The following is a 21190-nucleotide window of genomic DNA, read 5'->3' on the forward strand; positions in this document are numbered from 1 at the left end:
CTTCTGGCGCGGCGCGCCCGTCGCCCCCCCGCCGCACTACGGCACACCGCCCCCACCTCGCACGCTCGGCGGGACCGGCGCACCGGTGCGTCGGCGGCACACCTGCGCTGCCGCTTCCGACCCGAGATGGCTGATTTTCGATAACCGAGAAGTGTGGGCACGACGAGAGCCGTACCCGGCTTGGCCTCCGCAGTCGAGCACGAATCGGCCGGCCACGAACGGGGTGACTGGCTGTGGTTCGGTCGTAAAAGGTTCGACACCGAGCTGACCTGCGCGGATGAGTTGCCGAACGAATCTGATGGCGACTTCCGTACGTGGGGACTGGGCTGGTTGCGTAATCCCTGCCTCCTCATGGCCCGATTATCTGACCTCACTCGGCCGAGTCAAGGGAAAGAGCGCCCTTGACACGACCTCCCTCAGCTCAGGATGGCCAGTATGAGGAAGCAGGGGAAGGGAAGTCACCGGGGCATGCCGTGGCAGCAGGAAGGCAGCGGACCCCGCGAAACAGGCCGATACTGAACGATCCTGCGCGAGACGTTTTGCCAGTTCAGCGGCACTGCGTGATACCCGGCAGGACGCCGGATCAACATTCGGGACGAAGAGGTCGTGGGTTCAAATCCCGCCACCCCGACTCGTGTTGGTCGAGACACGACTAGGCCCCTGACCGATGGTCAGGGGCCTTTTTCGTATTCCGGGCCGAGCTACACGCCGGCGATTTCGTACGAATCGATCCGGCCGGGCCGGATATCCGGGTTCAGAACTCGAGGACGATCCGTCCCCGCACCCCGCCTCCTTCGAGTCTGCGATGGGCTTCGCTCGCCTGCTCGGCCGGTAACAGATCCGCCACCCGCAGGGTCAGCACGCCGGAGGCGACCAGTTCGGAAAGGCGATCGAGCCGGTCCTTCTGGCGGATATCGGTGCCGACCATGATCTCGTGCACGGTCAGGCCGGGGCGGGGCGCGACTCCGCCGTTCAGCCGCGCGGGCCGCAAGGCGGCGTAGGCCCCGCCGGAACGGACCACCGCGGTGATGCGGTCACGCAGGAGGGCGCCGTCGACCACTCCGTCCACCCCATCGGGGAAATGGGCCCGGATCTGCGCGACGGTCTCGCCACCGCGGTCGACGACGATATCCGCGCCGAGAGCCCGGACGAGATCGCGGTCGGCGGGGGCGGCATCGGCGATCACCTGGAGCCCCGCGTGCTTCGCCAACTCGACCGCGTAGCCGCCGACGGCACCGGCCGCGCCGGTCACCACCAGCGACGCCCCCGGCTCCAGGGCCAGGCGCTCGAGGGCCTGCCAGGCCGTCAGCCCGTTCATCGGCAGGGTGGCGGCGGACGCGAAATCCCGGCCCGCCGGGAGCGCGGCCACCGATTCCGCCGGTACGACGATCTTCTCGGCGTACGCACCGCCGCCGTCGAGCACCGGCAGCGTGATCGCGACGACATCGTCGCCGGCACGCCATCCCGTGTCCGGGTCGGCCTCGTCCACGGTTCCCGCCGCGTCCCAGCCGGGGATGTAGGGCGGTGTCACGCCGGCATACCGGTCGTGCACCAGCCCGCTCCGGGTCACTGTGTCCGAGGGGTTCACAGCCGCGGCCCGCACCCGAATCCGCACCTGCCCGGGACCGACGGCCGGTTCGGGAAGTTCGAATGCGCGTAACACCTCGGGCCCCCCGGGCTCGTCGAAACCGATGACCCGCATGGTTCTCCCGCCCTTTCGGTTCGATAGCTATCGAACCGGGCCGACCTGGGAATCAGCGGTGGTATTCCGCATCGGGTGCTCGGGGCCGGTGAACGCCGGAGGATTCCGCCTTCGCGGCCCCTTGCCCGGGCGCAGTATCGGAACGAAGGCCGAAGTCATCGACGCCCGTGCGTGGCGGCGCCTACCGGAACCGGCCGGGAAGTCAGCGTTCCCACGCTCTATCCCGGACGTTCGTCCGAGGTCAGGGCGCTTATCGCCGCTCCGAGCCGGGCTCCGCTGGGCACTTCCGCGCCCGGACTGCTCATCCACTGCATCACCAGGCCGTTGAGTATGACGAAGTACAACTCCGCGACGGCACGTGCCCGGGAACCGTCGAGGCCGGGATAGGACTCGGCGACCAGATCCGCGATCCCGGAGACCGCGATCTCGTACATCTCCCCCATCCGCGGCTGTTCGCTGGGGGTCCGGTAGATGCGGACCACGTTTTCCATACTCGCCACCAGCACATCCCGATTGCGGTCGAACAGCTCGGCGATACCGTCCCAGACCTCCGGGAACGCCGCGCCCGCCGACCGGCCGGCGGTCGCTCTGATCCGCCTTTCGAGATCGTCACCGATCACCCGGCCGGTCTCGTCGGTGAACGCCTCGGTGAGCAGACGATCCTTCGAACCGAAGTGGTAACCGATGGCGGCCAGGCTGACGCCCGCGGTGGTGGCGATATCGCGGGCCGTGGTGCCGGCGAACCCGCGTTCGTAGATGCAGGTACGCGCGGCCGCGAGTAGGTCCTCCTTGTTTCCCATGCCCCCACTCTAACCGCGTATTAGACATTTGTTCTAGACGTTTGTGCTACATCTGTGTTAGACATACGTCTAAGACATTCGAGCGACTTTCCGAGCGAGGACACCGATGACCACACAGACCACCCCGGCCACACCCCGCGTACTCATCTCCGGCGGAGGTATCGCCGGTAACGCGGTCGCCCTGCAACTGCTGCGCGCCGGAATCCGCCCCACGGTGATCGAACGCGCGGCCGTGCCACGGCCGGGTGGTCAGGCCGTCGACCTGCGTGGACCCAGCCGGATCGTGGCGGAGCGGATGGGTCTCATGCCGGGTATCCGCCGGCACCAGCTCGATGAACGGGGCATGGTGTACGTGGACTCCACCGGTCGCGAAGCAGCCCGGATGCCGGCCGAACTGTTCGAAGGCAAGGGAGCGGTAGCCGAAATAGAGATCACCCGCGGCGATCTGAACCAGGTCCTGCTGGACGCCCTCGCCGAGGAGACCGCGCGCCCCGGCGCGCCCGGTCTCGACTACCGGTACGGCGAATGGATCCACGCACTGCGCGAGCACGCCCACGGCGTCTCGGTGGAATTCGCTTCCGGGGCCACCGAGGAATTCGACCTGGTGGTCGGCGCCGATGGCCTGCACTCCACCACCCGGCGGCTGGCCTTCGGGCCCGAAGAGCAGTTCAGCACCTATCTCGGCGGATACACCTCGTACTTCACCATGCCGACCCCGGCGGGGATCCGCCCGCACTGGATGACCGTGCACCTGTTGCCCGGTGGCACCTTCCTCGGGTTCCGGCCGGACGCCGACCCCACCACCACCAAGGCGATGATCACCATCCGGCGCCCCGCCGACCCCGCACTGCGGCGCGATACGGCGGCCCAGAAGCGGTTGCTGCGCGAAGGTCTCGCGGTCGGTGGCCTGCTGGTCTCCGAAGTCGACGCCGCCATGGACCGGGCCGAGGACTTCTACTTCGACGAACTCGCGCGTATCACCATGCCGCGCTGGACGACCGAGCGGATCGCGCTGGTCGGGGATGCCGGGTACTGCGGGTCGCCATTGAGCGGGCAGGGCACGGCCATGGCTCTGGTCGGCGCCTACGTACTGGTCGGCGAAATCACGCGCACACCGGACCGGCCGGCCGCCGCACTGGCCCGGTACAGCGAGATCCTGCGCCCGTTCGTGGAATCCGCGCAGCAGCTCCCGCCCGGCGGGGTGAAGGCCATGACCCCACGCACCCGGGCGGGTATCCGGGCTTCGCTGACCCTGGTCCGGCTCACCACCTCCACAATCATGCAGCCACTGATGACCCGCATGCTGTCCGGTACCGACGACTACACGCTGCCCGACTACTCCACCGACCTCCCAGCGGCGCAACAGGTAACTCTGCCGCTGTAACCGGTGGAAGAGGATCGCCGCCGGCGACCGGACCGGCCCGGACTCCACCGTGAGCCCTCGGGCCGGAGAACCCGGGGCAGCCGGACCGCCGCCCGACCGGCAGACCCACTGCTGTCGTCTCCACTTTCGTCACCGCAACCACCATCGCCGATTCCTCGAACGGTTACCTTCCGCTGGCAGCGGACCGGATCGACCACACTCGTCGCCGTTTCCGATTCCGCTGCCGAGCATCCGGAAGAGCCGAACTATCGCTCGATGGCCGTCCGGGCCGGTCACCCCGCGAGGCCGGCCCGGACGGACACTGCCGCCGGCCGATGGGCCGGTCTGCCACCCCGCGGGACAGACCGGCCCACCCACCCCGCGCTCCCCGGCTCCCCACCGGTTCCCGCGGCCCCTATCCTCCGAGGGGTTCCGGTTCCTCCCCAGGCCCGGAACGACCTCGCCCCTCCCGGCGGATCCCTCCCCGGATCCGCCCCTTCCCCCACCGGGCACTTTCCGGTTCCTCCCCAGGCACCGGTCCATACCCCATCCCACCGGCGTCGTATCCGGCCATCGCGGCAGCCGGCTACGCCGAGTCCGGTGCGGCCACCTGGATCAGGCAGCCGATCGCCGGCAGGTCGGCGCCCATCTCGCCCGGTTCGGTGCCGCCCGCGCGACCGATCGCCGGCTCGTCGGCGCCGAACAGACGGGCTCGCGCGGCACAGATGGCCGCGGCGCGGTACCGGATCCGCTCGCCTCGTCCACGGCGACCGCGCGCCGCGGCGCGGTCGTCGAATGGGCCGGCGCCGACGACCTCGTCGCCACTGTGGCCCGGCCGGCCGGCGCGGTGCCCGGCTCACTTTCGGTCGCCGCGGCGGGCTCGGCAGCCGGCGCCACCGCGGCGGTGGCACCGCCCGGAGCGGGCGTGGCGGTCAGCTTGCTGATCATTGCGGGTTCCTCTTCGCGGTGTCCTCGTTACCGGTTGTCCCGGCCTCGGCACCAACAATGCGGCCCCGCGCTTGGCAGGCACTTAACGTGAACTTATAACGCTGCAACCACGATTCGTCACAGTGCAGACAAGGTCGGGGCACAGCCGGGGGACCTGCTCCGGGATCGGTGCATCTCGGGCATCATGGAGTTATCCGCTACGACAACAAGTGGGAGTGTGGATGGATACGTTGGTGTTATGGGCCCTGGCCTGTGCGGTCTACTGGTTCGGTCTGCTCTGATCGGGCCCCGCGCCGACAACCCGCCGGCACCGCGAGAATCGTGCCGGTAGCTCGCCCCTGAGCCGGTCTTCCGATCGGGCAGGGGCGTCGTGCTGTCCGGGCCCCGAGATAACCGGCCCTGCGGTCGCCTGCCCATTAGGGTGATCCGCATGGTGCGTTTCGGTGGGCTCTTGGCGGGGGTCACAGCGGTAACACTGATGGCGGGACAGCTCTTCGCGGCGCAGGCACAGGCGATACCGGAAACCGATGGCACGACCGCCCGGTGCGAGGTGTCCTCCGGTCGGGAGCCGGCCCGCGCCACGCCGGAACAGGCCGGGCTGGACGCGGCCCGGCTGACCGACGCACTGACTTTCGCCGCCGGCCGCAATCGCCTCAATATCCAGGTCTTCCGGCACAACTGCCTGGTCGGCGAGGGCCCGGGCAACGCGCGCACCGGCAATACCCCGTGGAACGTATGGAGCGTGACCAAGAGCGTGGTCTCACTGCTCACCGGGATCGCGGCCGGAGCGGGACGTATCGATATCGAGGCGCCCATCGGCCGGTATCTGCCACCGGAACTCGGCGACGCGCAGCACCGGGCGATCACGGTCGGGAATCTGCTCACCGAAACCTCGGGGATGCGCACCGGCGTGGTCACCGAGGGTCTCACCGGAGCGGTACCGCTCGACCCCAACAGCGCGGTACAGGCACTGGGCGTCCCGCTGGACCACGGACCGGGCACCGTCTTCACCTACAGCCAGCGCACCGTCGACCTGCTGTCATATGTGCTGGAGCTCGCGGTCGGTGAACCGCTGCAGGACTTCGCGCAGCGGGAACTGTTCGGGCCGCTCGGCATCGAACGCGGCGACCGGTACTGGGCGCGGGACCGATCCGGTCACACCTACGGGTACGCGCATCTGCTGATACCGCCGAACGACCTGGCCAAGCTCGGACTGCTGGTCGCGGCCAACGGCAACTGGAACGGCCGCCAGATCGTGCCCGCCGCGTATCTCTCCCGCGCGACCGCCCCTTCGACGACCAACCCCTGCTACGGATATCTGTTCTGGACCGGTCCCGGCTGTGCGGAGAACGCGTCGTTCCTGCCGCCCGACACCTATGCGATGGCCGGAGTCGGCCTGCAGAACGTGTTCGTCGTGCCGAGCCTGGACCTGGTGGTGGTGTGGACCGGGGTGTTCGGGAACATGAGCGCCTACGGCCCGGCCGGCGTCATCGCGCACACCGGCGAACTGCCGCACGAGTTCTTCCGGCGGCTCCTGGCCGCCTTCTACGAACCCCCGGCCCCCGACCCCGGCCCGTACGTCGAACCGCCGCTGCGCACCGACCCGAACTCCTATATCGATACCGATATCCTGCTCGCGGTCTTCGGCATCGGCGAGTCCGCGTACCCGGGTTGCGATGTATTCGCCTGTCTCGGGGAACCGCTCGCGGCGCCGTTCAGCGACGCGCCGCCCGGCTGTGTCCTCCTGGTGTGCCTCGGAAACGATCCGCGCACCCCGGGTATCCACTGAGCCGGGCGGCGCACCACGCCGTCAGCGATCTGCGAGCAGTACCTCGGCGATCTGGATGGTGTTGAGCGCCGCCCCCTTGCGCAGGTTGTCGCCGGAGATGAACAGCGCCAGCCCACGCCCGTCCGGGACACCCGGATCCTGACGGATACGGCCGACCAGCGATTCGTCCGTACCGGCGGCGGCCAGCGGCGTCGGGACGTCGACCAGCTTCACCCCGGGCGCCTTGGCCAGGATCTCCTGGGCGCGCTGTACCGACAGTGGATCGGCGAATTCGGCGTTCACCGACAGCGAGTGCCCGGTGAACACCGGCACCCGGACGCAGGTCCCGCTCACCAGCAGCTCCGGCAGGCCCAGGATCCGGCGGCTCTCGTTGCGCAGTTTCTGGTCCTCGTCGGTCTCCCCGGAACCATCGTCCACCAGCGAACCCGCCAGGGCCAGCACATTGAACGCGATGGGGGCGACGTACTTGTTCGGGGCCGGGAAATCCACCGCGCTGCCGTCGTGGGTCAGCTTCTCCGCGTCGTCGATGACCGCGCGGGTCTGCGAGGCGAGCTCCTCGACACCGGCCAGACCACTACCCGATACCGCCTGATAGCTGGACACGATGAGGCGCTGCAACCCGGCCGCGTCGTGCAGCGGTTTGAGCACCGGCATCGCGGCCATGGTGGTGCAGTTGGGATTGGCGATGATGCCCTTGACCAGGTTGCGGGTCTGCTCCGGGTTGACCTCGCTGACCACCAGCGGGACCTCGGGATCCTTGCGCCAGGCCGAGGAGTTGTCGATCACGGTCACCCCCGCGGCGGCGAACCGCGGCGCCTGCACCCGTGACATGGTGGCGCCGGCGGAGAACAGCGCGATATCCAGGCCCGCCGGGTCGGCGGTCTCGGTGTCCTCCACCACGATCTCCCCGCCGCGCCACGGCAACTTCTTACCGGCCGAACGCGCCGAGGCGAAGAACCGCACCTCGTCGGCAGGGAAATCGCGCTCCTCGAGCAGTTTGCGCATCACGGCGCCGACCTGACCGGTCGCGCCGACCACACCTACACGCACACCCATCGCTTATCGCCCCGTTCCGGCGTGAACGACGGCGACCTCGTCGCCGCCGAGATCGAACGCGCGATGCAGCACCTGCACGGCGTCGTCGAGTTCGGTGTCCTTGACCAGTACCGAGATCCGGATCTCGGAGGTGGAGATGAGGTCGATATTGATACCGGCCTCGGCCAGCGCCTCACAGAAGGTGGCGGTGACCCCGGGATGGCTCTTCATACCGGCTCCGACCAGCGATACCTTGCCGATGTGGTCGTCGTAGAGCACCTGGGAGAAGCCGATATCGCTCTGGTATTTGCTCAGCATCTCCACCGCCCGGACGCCGTCGGCCTTGGGGAGGGTGAAGGTGATGTCGGTCTTGCCGGTCTCCACCTTGGAGATGTTCTGCAGGACCATATCGATGTTGATCTCGGCTTCGGCCACGTAACGGAACACCTTGGCGGCGTATCCGGGTTCGTCGGGCAGCCCGACCACGGTCACCTTGGCCTCGCTGCGGTCGTGCGCGACGCCCGTCAGGATTGCTTGTTCCAAGGGAATGTCCTCCATCGATCCGTATACATAGGTGCCCTGCTTGTCGGTGTAGGACGAACGCACATGCACGGGCACGTTGTAGCGGCGCGCGTATTCGACGCAGCGCAGCATGAGTACCTTCGACCCGCAGGCCGCCATCTCGAGCATTTCCTCGTAGGAGACCTGCTCGAGCTTCTGCGCATCACTCACGATGCGCGGATCGGCGGTGAAGACTCCGTCCACATCGGTGTAGATCTCACAGACATCGGCATCCAGCGCGGCGGCCAGCGCGACCGCGGTGGTGTCGGAACCACCACGACCGAGCGTGGTGACGTCCTTGCTGTCCTGGCTGACGCCCTGGAAACCCGCGACCAGGACGATGGTTCCCTCGTCCAGGGCTTCGCGCAGACGGCCCGGCGTCACGTCGATGATCTTGGCCTTACCGTGCACCGACGTGGTGATGACGCCGGCCTGGGAGCCGGTGAACGACCGCGCCTCGGCGCCGAGACTGTGAATGGCCATGGCCACCAGGGCGTTGGAAATGCGTTCACCGGAGGTGAGCAGCATGTCCATCTCCCGGGCCGGGGGCGCGGGCGAAACCTGCTCGGCCAGGTCGAGCAGTTCATCGGTGGTATCGCCCATGGCTGAGCACACCACGACCACGTCGTGGCCCTGCTTCTTCGTCTCGACGATCCGTTCGGCGACGCGACGGATCCGGTCGGCAGAGGCTACCGAGGATCCTCCGTACTTCTGGACAACGAGTGCCACGAGGGGTCCTCCAATGTCAGCGAACAGGCGATCAGTGCAATAGCGTACCGATGCCGGCCACGCTGTTCCGGGAGTATCCGGCCTGGCTGTGGAATAACACACAGCCAGGTGACGTCACGTTTACCTGCTCGCGGCCCGCCGCACGCGCGGGCGGGCCCGGCGGCCCCCCGAATGGCTCTCAAACCCGATCGAACCAGGTCACCTGCGCTCCGTTGCCGAACTCCTGCCGCCGCACGGGAGTGAACCGCGTGGGCCGGAAAACTCCGCCCAGGACGGGGACGCCGGTTCCGGCCAGCACCGGGTAGCTCTTGAAGATGAGCTGGTCGATCTCCTCGAGCAGCGCACCGGCGAGGGTGCCGCCGCCGCAGAGCCAGATGTCCTTGCCCTCCTCCTTCTCGAGTCGCCGCACCAGTTCGACCGGATCGGTGCGCACCAGCTCGATCTCCGGCTCGGCGATGCTGTCCAAGGTGGTGGAGACGACGTACTGCTTCATGTGGGGACAGGGGCTGGCGATGCCCGCCGACAGTGCGGGGTCGTAGGTGCCGCGGCCCATGATCAGCGTGTCCCAGTGCCGGTTCGGCACGTCGGATGCGATACCCGCCTGTTCACGGATATGCCCGGGGACGGATTCGGGATAGCGCTCGTTGATCCACTCGGCCATATCGGCGCCGAGGGGATAGAAGTCGACCTCCCCGCCGGGACCGGCGATATAGCCGTCGAGGGAGACGGCCACGTAGTAGACGAGCTTTCGTATGAGGTACCGCCCTGTTCGTATCACTCCAACTGAAGTGGTTAGAACGTAGTACTACATATGGAGTGGTGTCAAGGGCGGGCGCGCGTACGTTACTCCGGGCGTATATCGAACTGGCCGTCGATCGGACGAACGAACACGAACACACTCGATAACCGGCGCCCGACTTGATTACGAGCCGCCACCAATAGACCGATAGCGAACCGATCGGGGTTGTGATGCGTGCCATAAGGCTCGAATAATGGGCTGCATGATGGCAAACGTCGGAGACCGGTTGCACGTGCACGGGCACATCGTCGGCGAGGTCGACCACGAGGGAGAGATCGTAGAGGTTCACGGCCGCGACGGAACACCGCCGTATCTGGTGCGTTTCGACGACGGACACGAGTCCCTGGTCTTTCCCGGCCCGGACGCGACAGTCGAACGAACACCCTGACCTGCCCACGCGACAGGACAGCGGACCCCGGTTCAGGACCGGCCCCGCAAACTCGTGCGGCCGGTATACCGGCCGGCGGAATCACCGCCGCGGCGAACGAGCGTGTTGACGATCACGCGACCCCCGAGGAAGAATCGTGGCCGATTCGTAATAACCGGGGGCGCGAGGGACAGCATGCGTACGAAGACCGATATCAGATTCGCCGTCGAGGCCGACCCGGACCAGGTGATAGACGCGTTGATGGCGGTCGAGATGCTGTCCGAATGGTCGCCCGATTTCGAGGACGCGCGCGTGGCGGGGCGCGATGAAGAGGGCCGGCCGCGCCGGGTCTTCATCCAGGTCTCGGTCTCCAATACCCCGGATATGCAGGTGTGGGAGTTCGACTGGTCGGAGAACCGGATGTCGTGGGAGGTCTCCGACAGCACCCGCGGTATCAGAGGCGGCGGATCCTTCGAGGTCACCGCCGGTGAAACCGGTAGCGAAGTGCTGCTGCACGTCGAGCAGTACACGCCGCTGCCCGTGCCCGGATTTCTGGGCAAGAGGGCGGTCCGCAAATCCTACGAGGCCCTGGTGGAGAATTTCGTCGCCTACACCGAGCAGTTCCCCGAATCCGAGACCTACGACCTCGTCTGAGCCCGCCCGACGCGCCCGCGCCGAACGCGTGATCTCCGTTCGAACGGCCCCGGAGCTGCCACGATAGGGCCCATGCCAGGTCTCACGCGACGCGGCCGGATCCAGCCGATGGGCGAGAACGCCTCGGTCACCCAGCTGGAACTGTTCTTCGACCTGGTCCTGGTCTTTGCCTTCACGATGGTCACCGATCTGGCGGCCGCGGAGCCCACGGCAGTCAATATGCTGCGCTCGTTGCTGGTCCTGGCGGTGCTGTGGTGGGTGTGGATCGACTACGCCTGGCTCGGCAATGTGGTGCGGGCCGACGAAGGGGTGACCCGGGTCGCCATGTTCGTCGCCATGGGCGGCGGTTTTCTGGCCGCCATCGCGATTCCGGAAGCATTCGACGACCTACCCGGCGGCTGGTACGGCCCGCTGGTCTTCGCCATGGCGTACCTGCTGGTCCGGGTGGTCCATCTCGCGATGTTCTGGCTGGCCAGCGCCGCGGACGCCCAGTTGCGGGGACAGGTGCTGCGCTGGGCGCTCGGATCCATCACCGTGGGCACCGCCCTCCTGGTGATCGCCGCCGAGACCCGCGGCACCGTCCAGATCTGCCTCTGGATCGCGGCAATCGGCGGCGACTATCTGTGGACACATTTCGCGGGGAACAACTGGCGGCTGAATTCCCCCGCGCATTTCGCCGAACGGCACGGCTTGATCATCATCGTGGCGCTGGGCGAATCCATCGTCGCCATCGGTATCGGCGTCGCCGGGCTACCCGTCTCCTGGCCGATCGTGGTCGCGGCCATGCTCGGGCTCATGGTGTCGGGTCTGCTGTGGTGGGCCTATTTCGACACCGACGCCCTCCGGGTCGAACATGCGCTGCGGGCGGCCACCGGCGCCCGCCAGATCGAGATCGCCCGGACCTGCTACACCTTCTGGCATTTCCCGATGATCGTCGGGATCATCGCCCTCTCGCTCGGCCTCAAGAAGGTGCTGTCCTACGTCGGCGACGAGAGCGAGCACACGCTCACCGACGCGCTGACCGGCATACCGCTGGTCGCGCTGTACGGCGGAGTGGTGCTCTACCTGGTGGGGCTGATCGGATTCGGCTGGTTCGGTACGGGCCGGGCCGGATGGCTCCGGCCGGTCACCGCGGTGGCGCTGTGCGCACTCACCCCCCTCGCCGCGAAACTACCGGCCCTCGCGGCACTGGCTGTGCTGGGCGCGGTCCTGACCGCGCTCATCGGCTGGGAGACTCTGCGATTCGCGGAGACCCGCGACCACATCAGACATCCCACCGAGTGAGGTGCCGGGCAGTGAGGTGATGCGCGGTCGGACCGTAGGCCGACGGCGACACCTTGACCCCGGTGCGCACAGATTCGCGGATCTGGTCCACGTTCTCCCGGATCATGTCCGATACGAGTTCATCGGTGCGCGGATCGGCCAGCACCTGGAACAGGATCCGGAAGACGGTGTCGGCGACCAGGCGGATGATCTCGTCGTGGAACGGGATGTAGCGGACGCGGCCGGTCTGCGGATCGTTCTTGATCATCTCGACGATCATCTCGTCGAGTTCACTGCGGTTCTCCTCCAGCGCCGCCGCGATATTGCGGGTGTAGTGCCCGGTCCGCAGGACCGCGGTGACCTCCTCCATGATCGCGATGGTCATCGGGCGCTTGATGACCTCCACGATCGTGCCCACCGAATGGTTGATCACCGCGGCGGTGACGCGATCACCGAACACCCGGTCGGCGACGCGGGCCAGCCGGACCAGGATCACCACGATCCGCAGCAACCGGAATGCCCGGAAGAACGGACTGGCCACCGGGATCATGCCGACGACTTCGTACCAGTAGACGAACGGGAAGGTCCACGGCCAGCCGCCCCGGCGCCAGCGCCACAGGAACTCGAGCGCGAAAACGGCACAGATGGCGTAGTCGACACCGACGATCACCCGGTGGGTCTCGGGTGCGACCTCGAAGAAAGTGATCCAGCACACCAGCACGACCGAGATCGCGGCCAGCGCCAGCATGACGAAATCGGTCCACAGGGCGGGCGGTTTCCGGGGGAAACTTTCGGGCTCGGGGGTTTCGGGTACGTACCGGGGACCGGACTCCGTGGACGACGGTGTTGACACCTGCATTCCCTTCGACGCCGAAAGATCGCCGCCCAGTATTACCCGCCGCCCCGTCATATGGCCCGCGTACGGCGCCGGTCAGCGGCGGGTGCACCACTCAGCAGGACTCGCCCGGCGACGGCCGGGGTAATCCGGTAGCGCGGTCACCGCCGCCGCTCACGCCGGGTCAGCGACCCGCGCGGATGATCGCCTCGATATTGCGTTCGGCCAGCGCGGTGATGGTCAGCGCCGGGTTCACGGTGCCGGTGCTGCCCGGGATCGCCGCGCCGTCCATGACGTACAGGCCCGGATGCCCGTGTACCCGGCCATAGGAGTCGGTCGCCCTGCCCAGCACCGCGCCGCCGAGCGGATGCGCCGTGAACTGGGCGTTGGCGTCGTATCCGAGGGCGCTGTACTCGGCCAGCGCACCGGCCCGCTCGGCGATACGCCGGTCCACCGCACGCGCCGCCGCCGCCACCTCGTCCTGCGCCCGCCGCGGCCAGCTCAACCCGACACCACCGGAAACGGGGTCGTAGCCGAACCGCGCGCGGGTCGGATCGAGGACCATCGCCAGGGAGGCCAGCGCACCCGTCTCGAACGGGATCCCGGGGATGTACCAGTTCTCCAGGGACAGTGCCATACCGGTGTCGTCGAAGATCCGGCTGGCGCTGGGCACACCCTGCCCGTTGCCCGCGACCGAGCTCGCCCCGCGAGCGAGCACGACATCGCCATTGGTGCCCCAGCCGTCACCGATATGTTCGTTGAGCCGCGGCAGCGTGCCGGTCGCCCGGGCCCGGACCAGCAGTTCGGAGGTACCCACCGAACCGGCGCCAAGGAACAGTTTGTCGCAGGTGAGAGTCCGTTTTCCGCGGATCGCGCCGGTCGGGGCGAGGTGGGTCACCGTGACCACGAACCGGCCGCCGGCTTCCTGGGCGATCGTATCGACACGGTGGCCCGGGTAGATCTTCACTTTCCCGGTGGCCTCGGCGTCCTTCAGATAATTCTGATTGAGGTCGAATTTCGCACCGTTGGAGTTGCCGAGATTGCTACGCCCGGCGGTCGCCGAGGCCCGCACGGTCCCCGCCAGTTCGCCACGCAGCACATCCCAGGTGAAGATCGAGTCGTTGGGCACCGGCCGGTACCCGGCCTTACGCACCTGGTCGTCCCAGGCCCGGGAATGGGCGAACGGCGCCGACCGGTAGATGTCCTCGGGCATCTGGTCGAGCCGCAGTTTCGCGCGCACTCGCGGGTAGTACACGGCGTCCAGTTCGCCGTAGTCGACCACACCGCCGAAGACATGGTCGAAGAACCGGCGTTCGGGCGCGATCATCGCGCCGGTGAAAATCACCGAGCCGCCCCCCACCGCGGCGCCGCGCCAGACGTCGATCCCTTGGAAACGGGTGCAGTCCAGCACACCGCCGAAATCGGCGAACTGCATCGGCACCTTGGTCACGCCGGTGAAGCTGGTGGTATGCCAGAAACCGCGGCCGTCGGGCAGGTCGTCGCCGGTGAAGATCTCCCGCCACGGATCGTTGGGCCAGCGGGAGCCGCGTTCCAGCACTGTGGTCGGGACGCCGGCCTCGGCCAGCCGCAAGGCGCTGACCGCCGCGCCGAATCCGGAACCGATCACTATGGCCTCGGTGTGTTCGGGCGGCGCCGGCACCGGACCGAAGATCTCCGGAACCCACTGCGCGAACAGTTCGTGCCAGATCGGCTCCGCCGCGGCCCGCGGCAGACCCACCTCCGCTCTCGGGACCGCCGATCCCACCGCACCGATGAGAGCAGCCGCCCCCGCGGCCTTGAAAAGGGCACGCCTATCCACCCCAGCACACCTCTCTGGTAACGCAACAGCGCACGATGGTACCGAGAATCGACCGGCGTGAACAGTCGAGGCGGGGAGGCCGATTCGGCTCCGGGGGCGCTAGCCGAAGATCAACCGGACAACCGCGACGGTGCCCACGACCACGATCACCGCGCGCAGCACATTCGGCGGCAGCCGGCGCCCGACCGTGGCCCCGAGCTGTCCCCCGATGATCGCGCCGGCCGCGATCAGGGCCACGACCGGCCAATCCACCTCGGCGACCACGATGAAAATGACAGCCGCGAGGCCATTGGTGAGCAGGGCCAGCACATTTTTCACCGCATTGAGGCGCTGGATGTCCTCGTGCACGAACACCCCGAGCAGCGCGAGCAGCAGCACACCCTGGGCCGCGCCGAAGTAACCCCCGTAGATACCGGTGCCGAAGATGGCGGCGAGCAGAATCGGGCCGCCGTGCGGGGGCACGTTCTCGGCCTCGCCCTGCCGCTCCCGGACCCACGCCGACAACCGCGGCTGCACCACCACCAGTACCAGCGCCACAATGATCAGTACCGGCACGATGGCGGCGAACGCGCCGGCGGGCAGCGTCAGCAGCAGGACCGCGCCGACCGCGGCACCCAGCAGCGACGCCGAGCTGTAGCGCAGCACCCGGCCCCACTGCCCGGACAGTTCCCGCCGGTAGCCGATCGCCCCGCTCAGCGAGCCGGGAACGAGTCCGACCGTATTGGACACATTCGCGGTCACCGGCGGCAGGCCGATGGCCAGCAGTACCGGGAAAGTGATCAGTGTCCCGGACCCGACGACGGTGTTGATGCCGCCCGCGGCGATACCCGCGCCGAATACGGCCAGCATCTCCAGCCAAGTCATGCTCGAACCCTCGACCTTTCCGGACCGGCGTCCGGTCACTCGCAACCCTGAGGGGACGCTAGCGGTTGCCCGTCCCGGAGATCGCGACGGGTCCGGGCGACGCCGCCGTGCGGAAGTCGCGCCCGTCGCGCTCCACCCGGCGCGGCCGGACGGGTCGGTGGGAGGTCGCGCGGTGCACCCGCGCCCGGCGGTGCGAAACAGTCGCGACGCGCCCGGCGAATAACTTCACGACGATCGCGACACCGCGCCACAGCCCGCCCACGGCACGGCGACCGTCTCCGGCGGCAGCACCGCGCCGCACCGTGAAGTACCGGCCCTCCGGACCGCCTCCGCAGGTCCGACACCAGAGGAGGTAGACTCGCACGGGTCATGCAGCGGGCACTTCTTCTCAGCCGCCGCGACGGGGTCTGATCGGACCGGCTTCCCGTCGCGGGGTTCCGCCACGCCGGTCGACCCATCTCGGGAAACAATCTCACCCACGGAGAAATCGCATGTCACCCGCTGACGCCTTCGTATCCGGCACGCGCACCATCACCGCGCCCGCCAAACCCGCGCCCGCCGACCAGCCCGCGTGGAACAAGCAGAAGAACTCGTCCCTGCCCGTCTTCCGCTATCGCCCGTTCGCCGAGGAAGTCGAGCCGGTCACACTGCCGGACCGCACCTGGCCGGACAAGGTGATCGACCGAGCGCCCGCCTGGTGCGCCGTCGATCTGCGCGACGGCAATCAGGCGCTGATCGACCCGATGAGCCCCGCCCGTAAGCGCCGGATGTTCGATTTGCTGGTGCGAATGGGTTACAAGGAGATCGAGGTCGGCTTCCCGTCCGCCAGTCAGACCGATTTCGATTTCGTCCGCGAAATCATCGAGGACGACGCCATCCCCGACGACGTCAGCATCCAGGTGCTCACTCAATGCCGTGCCGAACTGATCGAGCGCACCTTCGAGGCGTGCGCCGGCGCGGCGAACGTGATCGTGCACTTCTACAACTCCACCTCCATCCTGCAGCGACGGGTGGTGTTCCGCGCCGACCGCGACGCCGTGCAGAAGATCGCCACCGACGCCGCGCGGCTGTGCCTGGAGACCGAGCAGCGCTACCCGGACACCAACTGGCGTTACGAGTACAGCCCCGAGTCCTACACCGGCACCGAGCTGGAATACGCCAAGCAGGTCTGCGACGCGGTCTCGGAGGTCATCGCCCCGACCCCGGACAAGCCGCTGATCATCAACCTGCCGGCCACCGTCGAGATGGCGACGCCCAATGTGTACGCCGATTCCATCGAATGGATGCACCGCAACCTGGCCCGGCGCGATTCGATCGTGCTGTCGCTGCATCCGCACAACGACCGGGGCACCGCGGTCGCGGCCGCGGAGCTGGGCTACCAGGCCGGCGCGGACCGCATCGAGGGCTGCCTGTTCGGCAACGGCGAGCGCACCGGCAATGTCTGCCTGGTGACCCTGGGCATGAACATGTTCTCCCAGGGCGTGGACCCGCAGATCAACTTCTCCGATATCGACGAGATCCGTCGCACGGTGGAGTACTGCAACCAGCTGCCGGTCCACGAGCGCCACCCCTACGGCGGCGACCTGGTCTACACCGCCTTCTCCGGCAGCCACCAGGACGCGATCAACAAGGGCCTGGACGCCATGAAGGCGTCCGCCGACGCGGCCGGCGCCGATGTGGACGATATCGCCTGGGAGGTGCCCTACCTGCCGATCGACCCGAAGGATGTGGGCCGCACCTACGAGGCGGTCATCCGGGTCAATTCGCAGTCCGGCAAGGGCGGCGTGGCCTACATCATGAAGACCGATCACGGGCTGGCCCTGCCGCGCCGGCTGCAGATCGAGTTCTCGCAGGCCATCCAGCAGATCACCGACGGCGAAGGCGGTGAGATCACGCCCAAGGAGATGTGGGACGCCTTCGCCGACGAGTACCTGACCCCGATCCGGCCGCTGGAGCGGATGCGCCAGAAGGTCACCGCGGCCGAGACCGACGGCGGCACCGACCGCATCACCGCGGTGGTCAAGGTGGACGGCGTCGAGCAGGAGGTCACCGGCAGCGGCAACGGACCGCTCGCGGCCTTCGTCGACGCCATCGCCGCGGTCGGCTATCAGGTGGAGGTGCTCGACTACTCCGAGCACGCACTGTCCGCCGGCGACGACGCCCAGGCCGCCGCCTACGTGGAATGCGCGATCGGTGACCGGATCGTCTGGGGCGTGGGTATCGCCACCTCCATCACGACCGCTTCGCTGCGTGCCGTGGTCTCGGCCGTGAACCGGGCCGCCCAGAAGCAGTAACCCGCGATCGCTGTCCAGGCCGCCGTCACCCGTACCGGTGTCGGCGGCCTCATCGGTGGTAAACCGTCCGGCATGCGAACCTTCGCGTACCTGCTAGCGTTGGTCCGGTCTCCACGCCGCCGAGCTCTCTGCTCGAAAATCCCGAGCAGATGGGGGAACTGTGACTACTGACGAACACGATCCGACTTCCCAGCCCTGGCCCTCGAGTCAACCGGTGGATACCGCCGGCCGCGGCGGCGACTCGGAGGCTGTACCACCCGAGGCTCCGGCGCGAAACGAACCGGAGCCGCTCACCGAACCGGGCGAGCCCGCCGAGCAGGTGTCTGCCGAAGCGCCGCCCACGGAAACCGGCCCCGGCGAGACCGATTCGGCCACGGAAACCGAGACCCCGGACAAGTCCCCGGAACCAGAGGTTCCCGGCGGCCCGGAAGCTGCCCGCACCCCCGATTCCGCGACCCCGGCGCCGGCCGACGACGGCGCCGAAGTCGGCCACCCGGCCGCGGGCCCGTCCGAACCGGGCACCCCGCCCGGGCCGGACGGCAACGGGTTCGCGCCCCCACCGCAGGCACCGGCCGACGGTGGCGCCCTCTACGGAAACGCCCCGTTCGACCAATTCGTCCCGCCGGTACCCGGCGAGGCGTTCAGTGCGCCTGCCCCGGAGCAGTTTCCGGATCCGGGCAGCGCACAGTTGCCGCAACCGGATCCGAACGAGTACCAGCCGGCGAACATCGGGCCCGGCGCGGACGCCGCACCGACCGGCCCCGGGCAGTTCCAGGCCCCGAGCACCGAACACGGCAGCGGACAGTTCCCGCAGTTCCAGGCCGGACCAGGCCAGTTCGCGGGGCCGGACACCGGGCAGTTCGCACAGCCGGACATCGGGCAGTTCCAGCCCCCGAACACCGAGCACGGCAGCGGACAGTTCCCGCAACCGGAACCGGGTCAGTTCCAGTTCCCGCATACCGGCCCGGGGAGCGGGCAATTCCCGCAACCCGACGCCGGGCAGTTCCAGGCCCCGAACACCGAATACAGCAGCGGACAGTTCGCACAGCCGGCCCCGGGCCAGTTCCAGGCTCCGAACACCGAACACGGCAGCGGACAATTCCCGCAATCCGACGCCGGTCAGTTCCAGGCCCCGAACACCGAACACGGCAGCGGACAGTTCGCACAGCCGGCCCCGGGCCAGTTCCAGCCCGGTGGACCGGGACAGAACCCGCCCGACCCCTTCGCGGTTTCGGGTCCGCCGACCGGACAGTATCCGCAACAGGACCCGAACCGCTTTCCGGGACAGGCGGTTCCGGAACAACCACCGTACGCACCACCGGCCCCGCAACCCACCGGTGGCTACGCACCGCCGCCCGCGCCCACGCCGGCGAGCGAACCGGGCGGGCCGATCTACAGCTGGGCCCCGCCCCCGATGCCGGCCGGGCCGCCACCGGTACCGCAGCCGCAGTACCAGCCGGCACCGCCCCCGGCCGCGCACAATCCGCCGACCGGGCAGTTCCGGCCTCCCGGCTGGGGCGATCCCGGCCGGCCACCGGTCCCGCCCCAGCAGCAGTACCAGCAGCCCGGCCAACCGGGTCCGCACGGTCAGCCCGGGCAGCAGCAGTTCTCACCGCGCCAGATGCCCGAGCCGGGTCAGCTCGGTAATTCGGTCAACGACCTGAATCTGCTGAAACGAGCTCGTAAGGCGCCGCGCAGCGGTTGGCGGCGGGCGGTGCACAAGGTCTCGCGCGGGGCGATAAACCCGGGTGAATCGGCCTCCGATGTCGTCCACCGGGATCTGGTGGGCCGGGTGAACGCACCGGTCTACGGGGATTTCCGGATCGCGATCCTCTCCCTGAAGGGCGGGGTCGGCAAGACCACCACGACCGTCGGACTCGGCGCCACTTTCGCATCGTTGCGGGGTGACCGGGTGATCGCGATCGACGCCAACCCCGACCTGGGCACCCTCGCCCACCGGGTTCCGCGCCAGACCCGCTCCACCGTGCGCAACCTGCTGGAAGACCAGAACATCACCCGCTACTCGGATGTGCGCGCGCATACCTCGCAGTCGCCGAGCCGGCTGGAGGTGCTGGCCAGCGAGCAGGACCCGGCGGTATCGGAGGCGTTCAGCGAGGCCGACTACCGGCGTGCCATCGGGATCCTGCAGTCGTTCTACAACATCATCCTCACCGACTGCGGTACCGGACTGATGCATTCGGCGATGTCGGGGGTGCTGGATATGGCGAGTTCGCTGGTCCTGGTGACCTCCCCCGCCATCGACGGCGCCCGCAGCGCCTCGGCCACCCTGGACTGGCTGGACTACCACGGCTATTCGCATCTGGTGCAGCAGACCGTGGTGGTGGTCAACGCGTCCCGGCGCGGGTCCACCTCGGTGAATCTGGACCATCTGCGCCGGCTTTTCCTGGACCGCACGCGGGCCGTCCAGGTGGTGCCGTTCGACGACCATCTCGCCGAGGGCGCCGAAATCGATCTGGAACTGGTGAGCAAACCGACCCGGCAGGCCCTGCTGGAGCTCGCCGCGATGGTCGCCGACGATTTCGCCAATGTGGACGGTTATCCGCACGGCAACCGCTACTGATCGGTCCCGGGCGGCGGTTCGGCGGTGACCCGCCGGGCCGCCGCCGTGAACGAGTCCAGTACCGCGGCGATCGCGGGTCGGTTCTCGGCGCGCGGCCTGATGACCAGGTCGTAGAGGCGGGCCGCACGCACCCCGGACAGTCGCAGCTGGGACAGCCCCGGGTGGGTGACGACGTAGCGGGGCATGAGCGCGACGCCGTATCCGGCGCCGACCAGCGTTTCGATCATCCGGAAATCGTTCAGTCGCTGCACGATTCGTGGCTCCACCCCGGTTATCGATGTGGATCACCGCCGTGCCGGTGCTGCCTCTCTTCGCCCTTTCGCTGCTCTGGGAAGGCCCGACCACCGGCGTCCGGGCGCTGGCCGGCGCCTTCTCGGCCGAGGGCCGGCCCGCACTCGCCGGCCTGGTCTACATCGTGGTGCTGGGCACCATCGTCGGTTCCGGAATGTGGACATATCTGATGAGCCGGTACCCGGCGGGCAGTGTCGCGCCGCCGTCGCTGCTCGTCCCGGTGGTCGGATTCACCGCCGCCTGGATCTTCCTGGACGAGACCCCGGCACCCGCGAGTCTGATCGGCGGGGTGATCGTGATCGCCGGAGCGTTCGCGGCGACGGCCGGGGCCCGGAAGTCGACTCCCCCGGAGCCATCCGGCGAGACGGACGGCCTGCCCGCGACAGCGGTTATCGGCACGACGCGGACGCTGGAACCCGCCGTCAGGTGAGGCGTCGCCGCATCGATCGCGCGGTCGGTGCACCGGCGCGGCCGGAACCCGTTTAAAGTTGGCGCG

Annotated in this window: 17 protein-coding genes; 8 read left to right on the forward strand and 9 right to left on the reverse strand. The window is 68.4% G+C overall.

Annotation, left to right across the window (positions count from 1 at the left end; translation table 11 throughout):
• Positions 1-754: 754 nt before the first annotated feature.
• Both ACLML9_RS14745 and ACLML9_RS14750 read right to left on the reverse strand, forming a co-directional pair.
• Positions 755-1702, reverse strand: a complete 948-nt coding sequence (locus tag ACLML9_RS14745; RefSeq protein WP_411946054.1) for an NADP-dependent oxidoreductase — start codon at positions 1700-1702, stop codon at positions 755-757.
• A gap of 218 nt (positions 1703-1920) precedes the next feature.
• The gene (locus tag ACLML9_RS14750; RefSeq protein ID WP_411946055.1) at positions 1921-2502 is read right to left on the reverse strand and encodes a TetR/AcrR family transcriptional regulator; all 582 of its coding nucleotides are present in this window, start codon (positions 2500-2502) and stop codon (positions 1921-1923) included.
• Between the two features lie 106 nt (positions 2503-2608).
• Here ACLML9_RS14750 and ACLML9_RS14755 point away from each other — a divergent pair, with 106 nt between their 5' ends.
• Both ACLML9_RS14755 and ACLML9_RS14760 read left to right on the forward strand, forming a co-directional pair.
• Positions 2609-3886, forward strand: a complete 1278-nt coding sequence (locus tag ACLML9_RS14755) for an FAD-dependent monooxygenase (RefSeq protein ID WP_411946056.1) — start codon at positions 2609-2611, stop codon at positions 3884-3886.
• 1357 nt (positions 3887-5243) lie between these two features.
• A complete protein-coding gene (locus ACLML9_RS14760; protein WP_411946057.1) occupies positions 5244-6602 on the forward strand; it encodes a serine hydrolase domain-containing protein in 1359 nt (452 codons plus the stop codon).
• Between the two features lie 21 nt (positions 6603-6623).
• On the opposite strand, the gene ACLML9_RS14765 is transcribed toward ACLML9_RS14760, so the two are convergent.
• From ACLML9_RS14765 to ACLML9_RS14775, 3 genes are all read right to left on the reverse strand, one after another.
• Positions 6624-7658, reverse strand: a complete 1035-nt coding sequence (locus ACLML9_RS14765) for an aspartate-semialdehyde dehydrogenase (RefSeq protein WP_411946058.1) — start codon at positions 7656-7658, stop codon at positions 6624-6626.
• 3 nt (positions 7659-7661) lie between these two features.
• Positions 7662-8927 (reverse strand): aspartate kinase, encoded by a 1266-nt coding sequence (locus ACLML9_RS14770; protein ID WP_411946059.1) that lies wholly within the window; start codon positions 8925-8927, stop codon positions 7662-7664.
• Between the two features lie 178 nt (positions 8928-9105).
• A complete protein-coding gene (locus tag ACLML9_RS14775) occupies positions 9106-9681 on the reverse strand; it encodes a dihydrofolate reductase family protein (protein ID WP_411946076.1) in 576 nt (191 codons plus the stop codon).
• Between the two features lie 247 nt (positions 9682-9928).
• Here ACLML9_RS14775 and ACLML9_RS14780 point away from each other — a divergent pair, with 247 nt between their 5' ends.
• The 3 genes from ACLML9_RS14780 to ACLML9_RS14790 all read left to right on the forward strand — a co-directional run bounded on the left by ACLML9_RS14780 (position 9929) and on the right by ACLML9_RS14790 (position 12031).
• On the forward strand, positions 9929-10114 hold the full coding sequence (locus ACLML9_RS14780) for a DUF1918 domain-containing protein (RefSeq protein ID WP_364589606.1): 186 nt from the start codon (positions 9929-9931) through the stop codon (positions 10112-10114).
• Positions 10115-10288: 174 nt separating this feature from the next.
• Positions 10289-10747 (forward strand): SRPBCC family protein, encoded by a 459-nt coding sequence (locus ACLML9_RS14785; RefSeq protein WP_411946060.1) that lies wholly within the window; start codon positions 10289-10291, stop codon positions 10745-10747.
• Positions 10748-10819: 72 nt separating this feature from the next.
• Complete coding sequence (locus ACLML9_RS14790) at positions 10820-12031, forward strand: low temperature requirement protein A (protein ID WP_411946061.1); 1212 nt, start codon at positions 10820-10822, stop codon at positions 12029-12031.
• On the opposite strand, the gene ACLML9_RS14795 is transcribed toward ACLML9_RS14790, so the two are convergent.
• The 3 genes from ACLML9_RS14795 to ACLML9_RS14805 form a co-directional block, all read right to left on the reverse strand.
• Complete coding sequence (locus ACLML9_RS14795) at positions 12012-12869, reverse strand: ion transporter (RefSeq protein ID WP_411946062.1); 858 nt, start codon at positions 12867-12869, stop codon at positions 12012-12014. The two genes, ACLML9_RS14790 and ACLML9_RS14795, sit on opposite strands and share 20 nt — an antisense overlap.
• Before the next feature lie 160 nt (positions 12870-13029).
• Positions 13030-14664, reverse strand: coding sequence for a GMC oxidoreductase (locus tag ACLML9_RS14800; RefSeq protein WP_411946063.1), 1635 nt, complete (start codon positions 14662-14664; stop codon positions 13030-13032).
• Between the two features lie 99 nt (positions 14665-14763).
• A complete protein-coding gene (locus ACLML9_RS14805) occupies positions 14764-15528 on the reverse strand; it encodes a sulfite exporter TauE/SafE family protein (RefSeq protein ID WP_411946064.1) in 765 nt (254 codons plus the stop codon).
• 491 nt (positions 15529-16019) lie between these two features.
• Here ACLML9_RS14805 and leuA point away from each other — a divergent pair, with 491 nt between their 5' ends.
• Positions 16020-17822 (forward strand): 2-isopropylmalate synthase, encoded by a 1803-nt coding sequence (gene leuA / locus ACLML9_RS14810; RefSeq protein ID WP_411946065.1) that lies wholly within the window; start codon positions 16020-16022, stop codon positions 17820-17822.
• A 160-nt stretch (positions 17823-17982) separates the two neighbouring features.
• Positions 17983-20403: an AAA family ATPase gene (locus ACLML9_RS14815; protein WP_411946066.1), complete on the forward strand. Its 2421-nt coding sequence runs from the start codon at positions 17983-17985 to the stop codon at positions 20401-20403.
• Here ACLML9_RS14815 and ACLML9_RS14820 read toward each other — a convergent pair.
• Positions 20397-20654, reverse strand: coding sequence for a LysR substrate-binding domain-containing protein (locus tag ACLML9_RS14820; protein ID WP_411946067.1), 258 nt, complete (start codon positions 20652-20654; stop codon positions 20397-20399). The genes ACLML9_RS14815 and ACLML9_RS14820 overlap by 7 nt on opposite strands.
• 41 nt (positions 20655-20695) lie before the next feature.
• Here ACLML9_RS14820 and ACLML9_RS14825 point away from each other — a divergent pair, with 41 nt between their 5' ends.
• Positions 20696-21124: an EamA family transporter gene (locus ACLML9_RS14825; RefSeq protein WP_411946068.1), complete on the forward strand. Its 429-nt coding sequence runs from the start codon at positions 20696-20698 to the stop codon at positions 21122-21124.
• Positions 21125-21190 lie beyond the last annotated feature (66 nt).

The organism is Nocardia sp. NPDC002869 (assembly GCF_046764065.1).
Classification (GTDB): Bacteria; Actinomycetota; Actinomycetes; order Mycobacteriales; family Mycobacteriaceae; genus Nocardia; species Nocardia rhamnosiphila.

What these genes read in the sequence shown, in the direction of transcription:
- ACLML9_RS14785 (WP_411946060.1), top strand. Translation starts at nt 10,289, where the DNA reads ATGCGTACGAAGACCGATATCAGATTCGCCGTCGAGGCCGACCCGGAC.
- leuA (WP_411946065.1), top strand. Translation starts at nt 16,020, where the DNA reads ATGTCACCCGCTGACGCCTTCGTATCCGGCACGCGCACCATCACCGCG.
- ACLML9_RS14790 (WP_411946061.1), top strand. Translation starts at nt 10,820, where the DNA reads ATGCCAGGTCTCACGCGACGCGGCCGGATCCAGCCGATGGGCGAGAAC.
- ACLML9_RS14760 (WP_411946057.1), top strand. Translation starts at nt 5,244, where the DNA reads ATGGTGCGTTTCGGTGGGCTCTTGGCGGGGGTCACAGCGGTAACACTG.
- ACLML9_RS14765 (WP_411946058.1), bottom strand. Translation starts at nt 7,658, where the DNA reads ATGGGTGTGCGTGTAGGTGTGGTCGGCGCGACCGGTCAGGTCGGCGCC.
- ACLML9_RS14805 (WP_411946064.1), bottom strand. Translation starts at nt 15,528, where the DNA reads ATGACTTGGCTGGAGATGCTGGCCGTATTCGGCGCGGGTATCGCCGCG.
- ACLML9_RS14755 (WP_411946056.1), top strand. Translation starts at nt 2,609, where the DNA reads ATGACCACACAGACCACCCCGGCCACACCCCGCGTACTCATCTCCGGC.
- ACLML9_RS14750 (WP_411946055.1), bottom strand. Translation starts at nt 2,502, where the DNA reads ATGGGAAACAAGGAGGACCTACTCGCGGCCGCGCGTACCTGCATCTAC.
- ACLML9_RS14795 (WP_411946062.1), bottom strand. Translation starts at nt 12,869, where the DNA reads ATGCAGGTGTCAACACCGTCGTCCACGGAGTCCGGTCCCCGGTACGTA.
- ACLML9_RS14780 (WP_364589606.1), top strand. Translation starts at nt 9,929, where the DNA reads ATGATGGCAAACGTCGGAGACCGGTTGCACGTGCACGGGCACATCGTC.
- ACLML9_RS14745 (WP_411946054.1), bottom strand. Translation starts at nt 1,702, where the DNA reads ATGCGGGTCATCGGTTTCGACGAGCCCGGGGGGCCCGAGGTGTTACGC.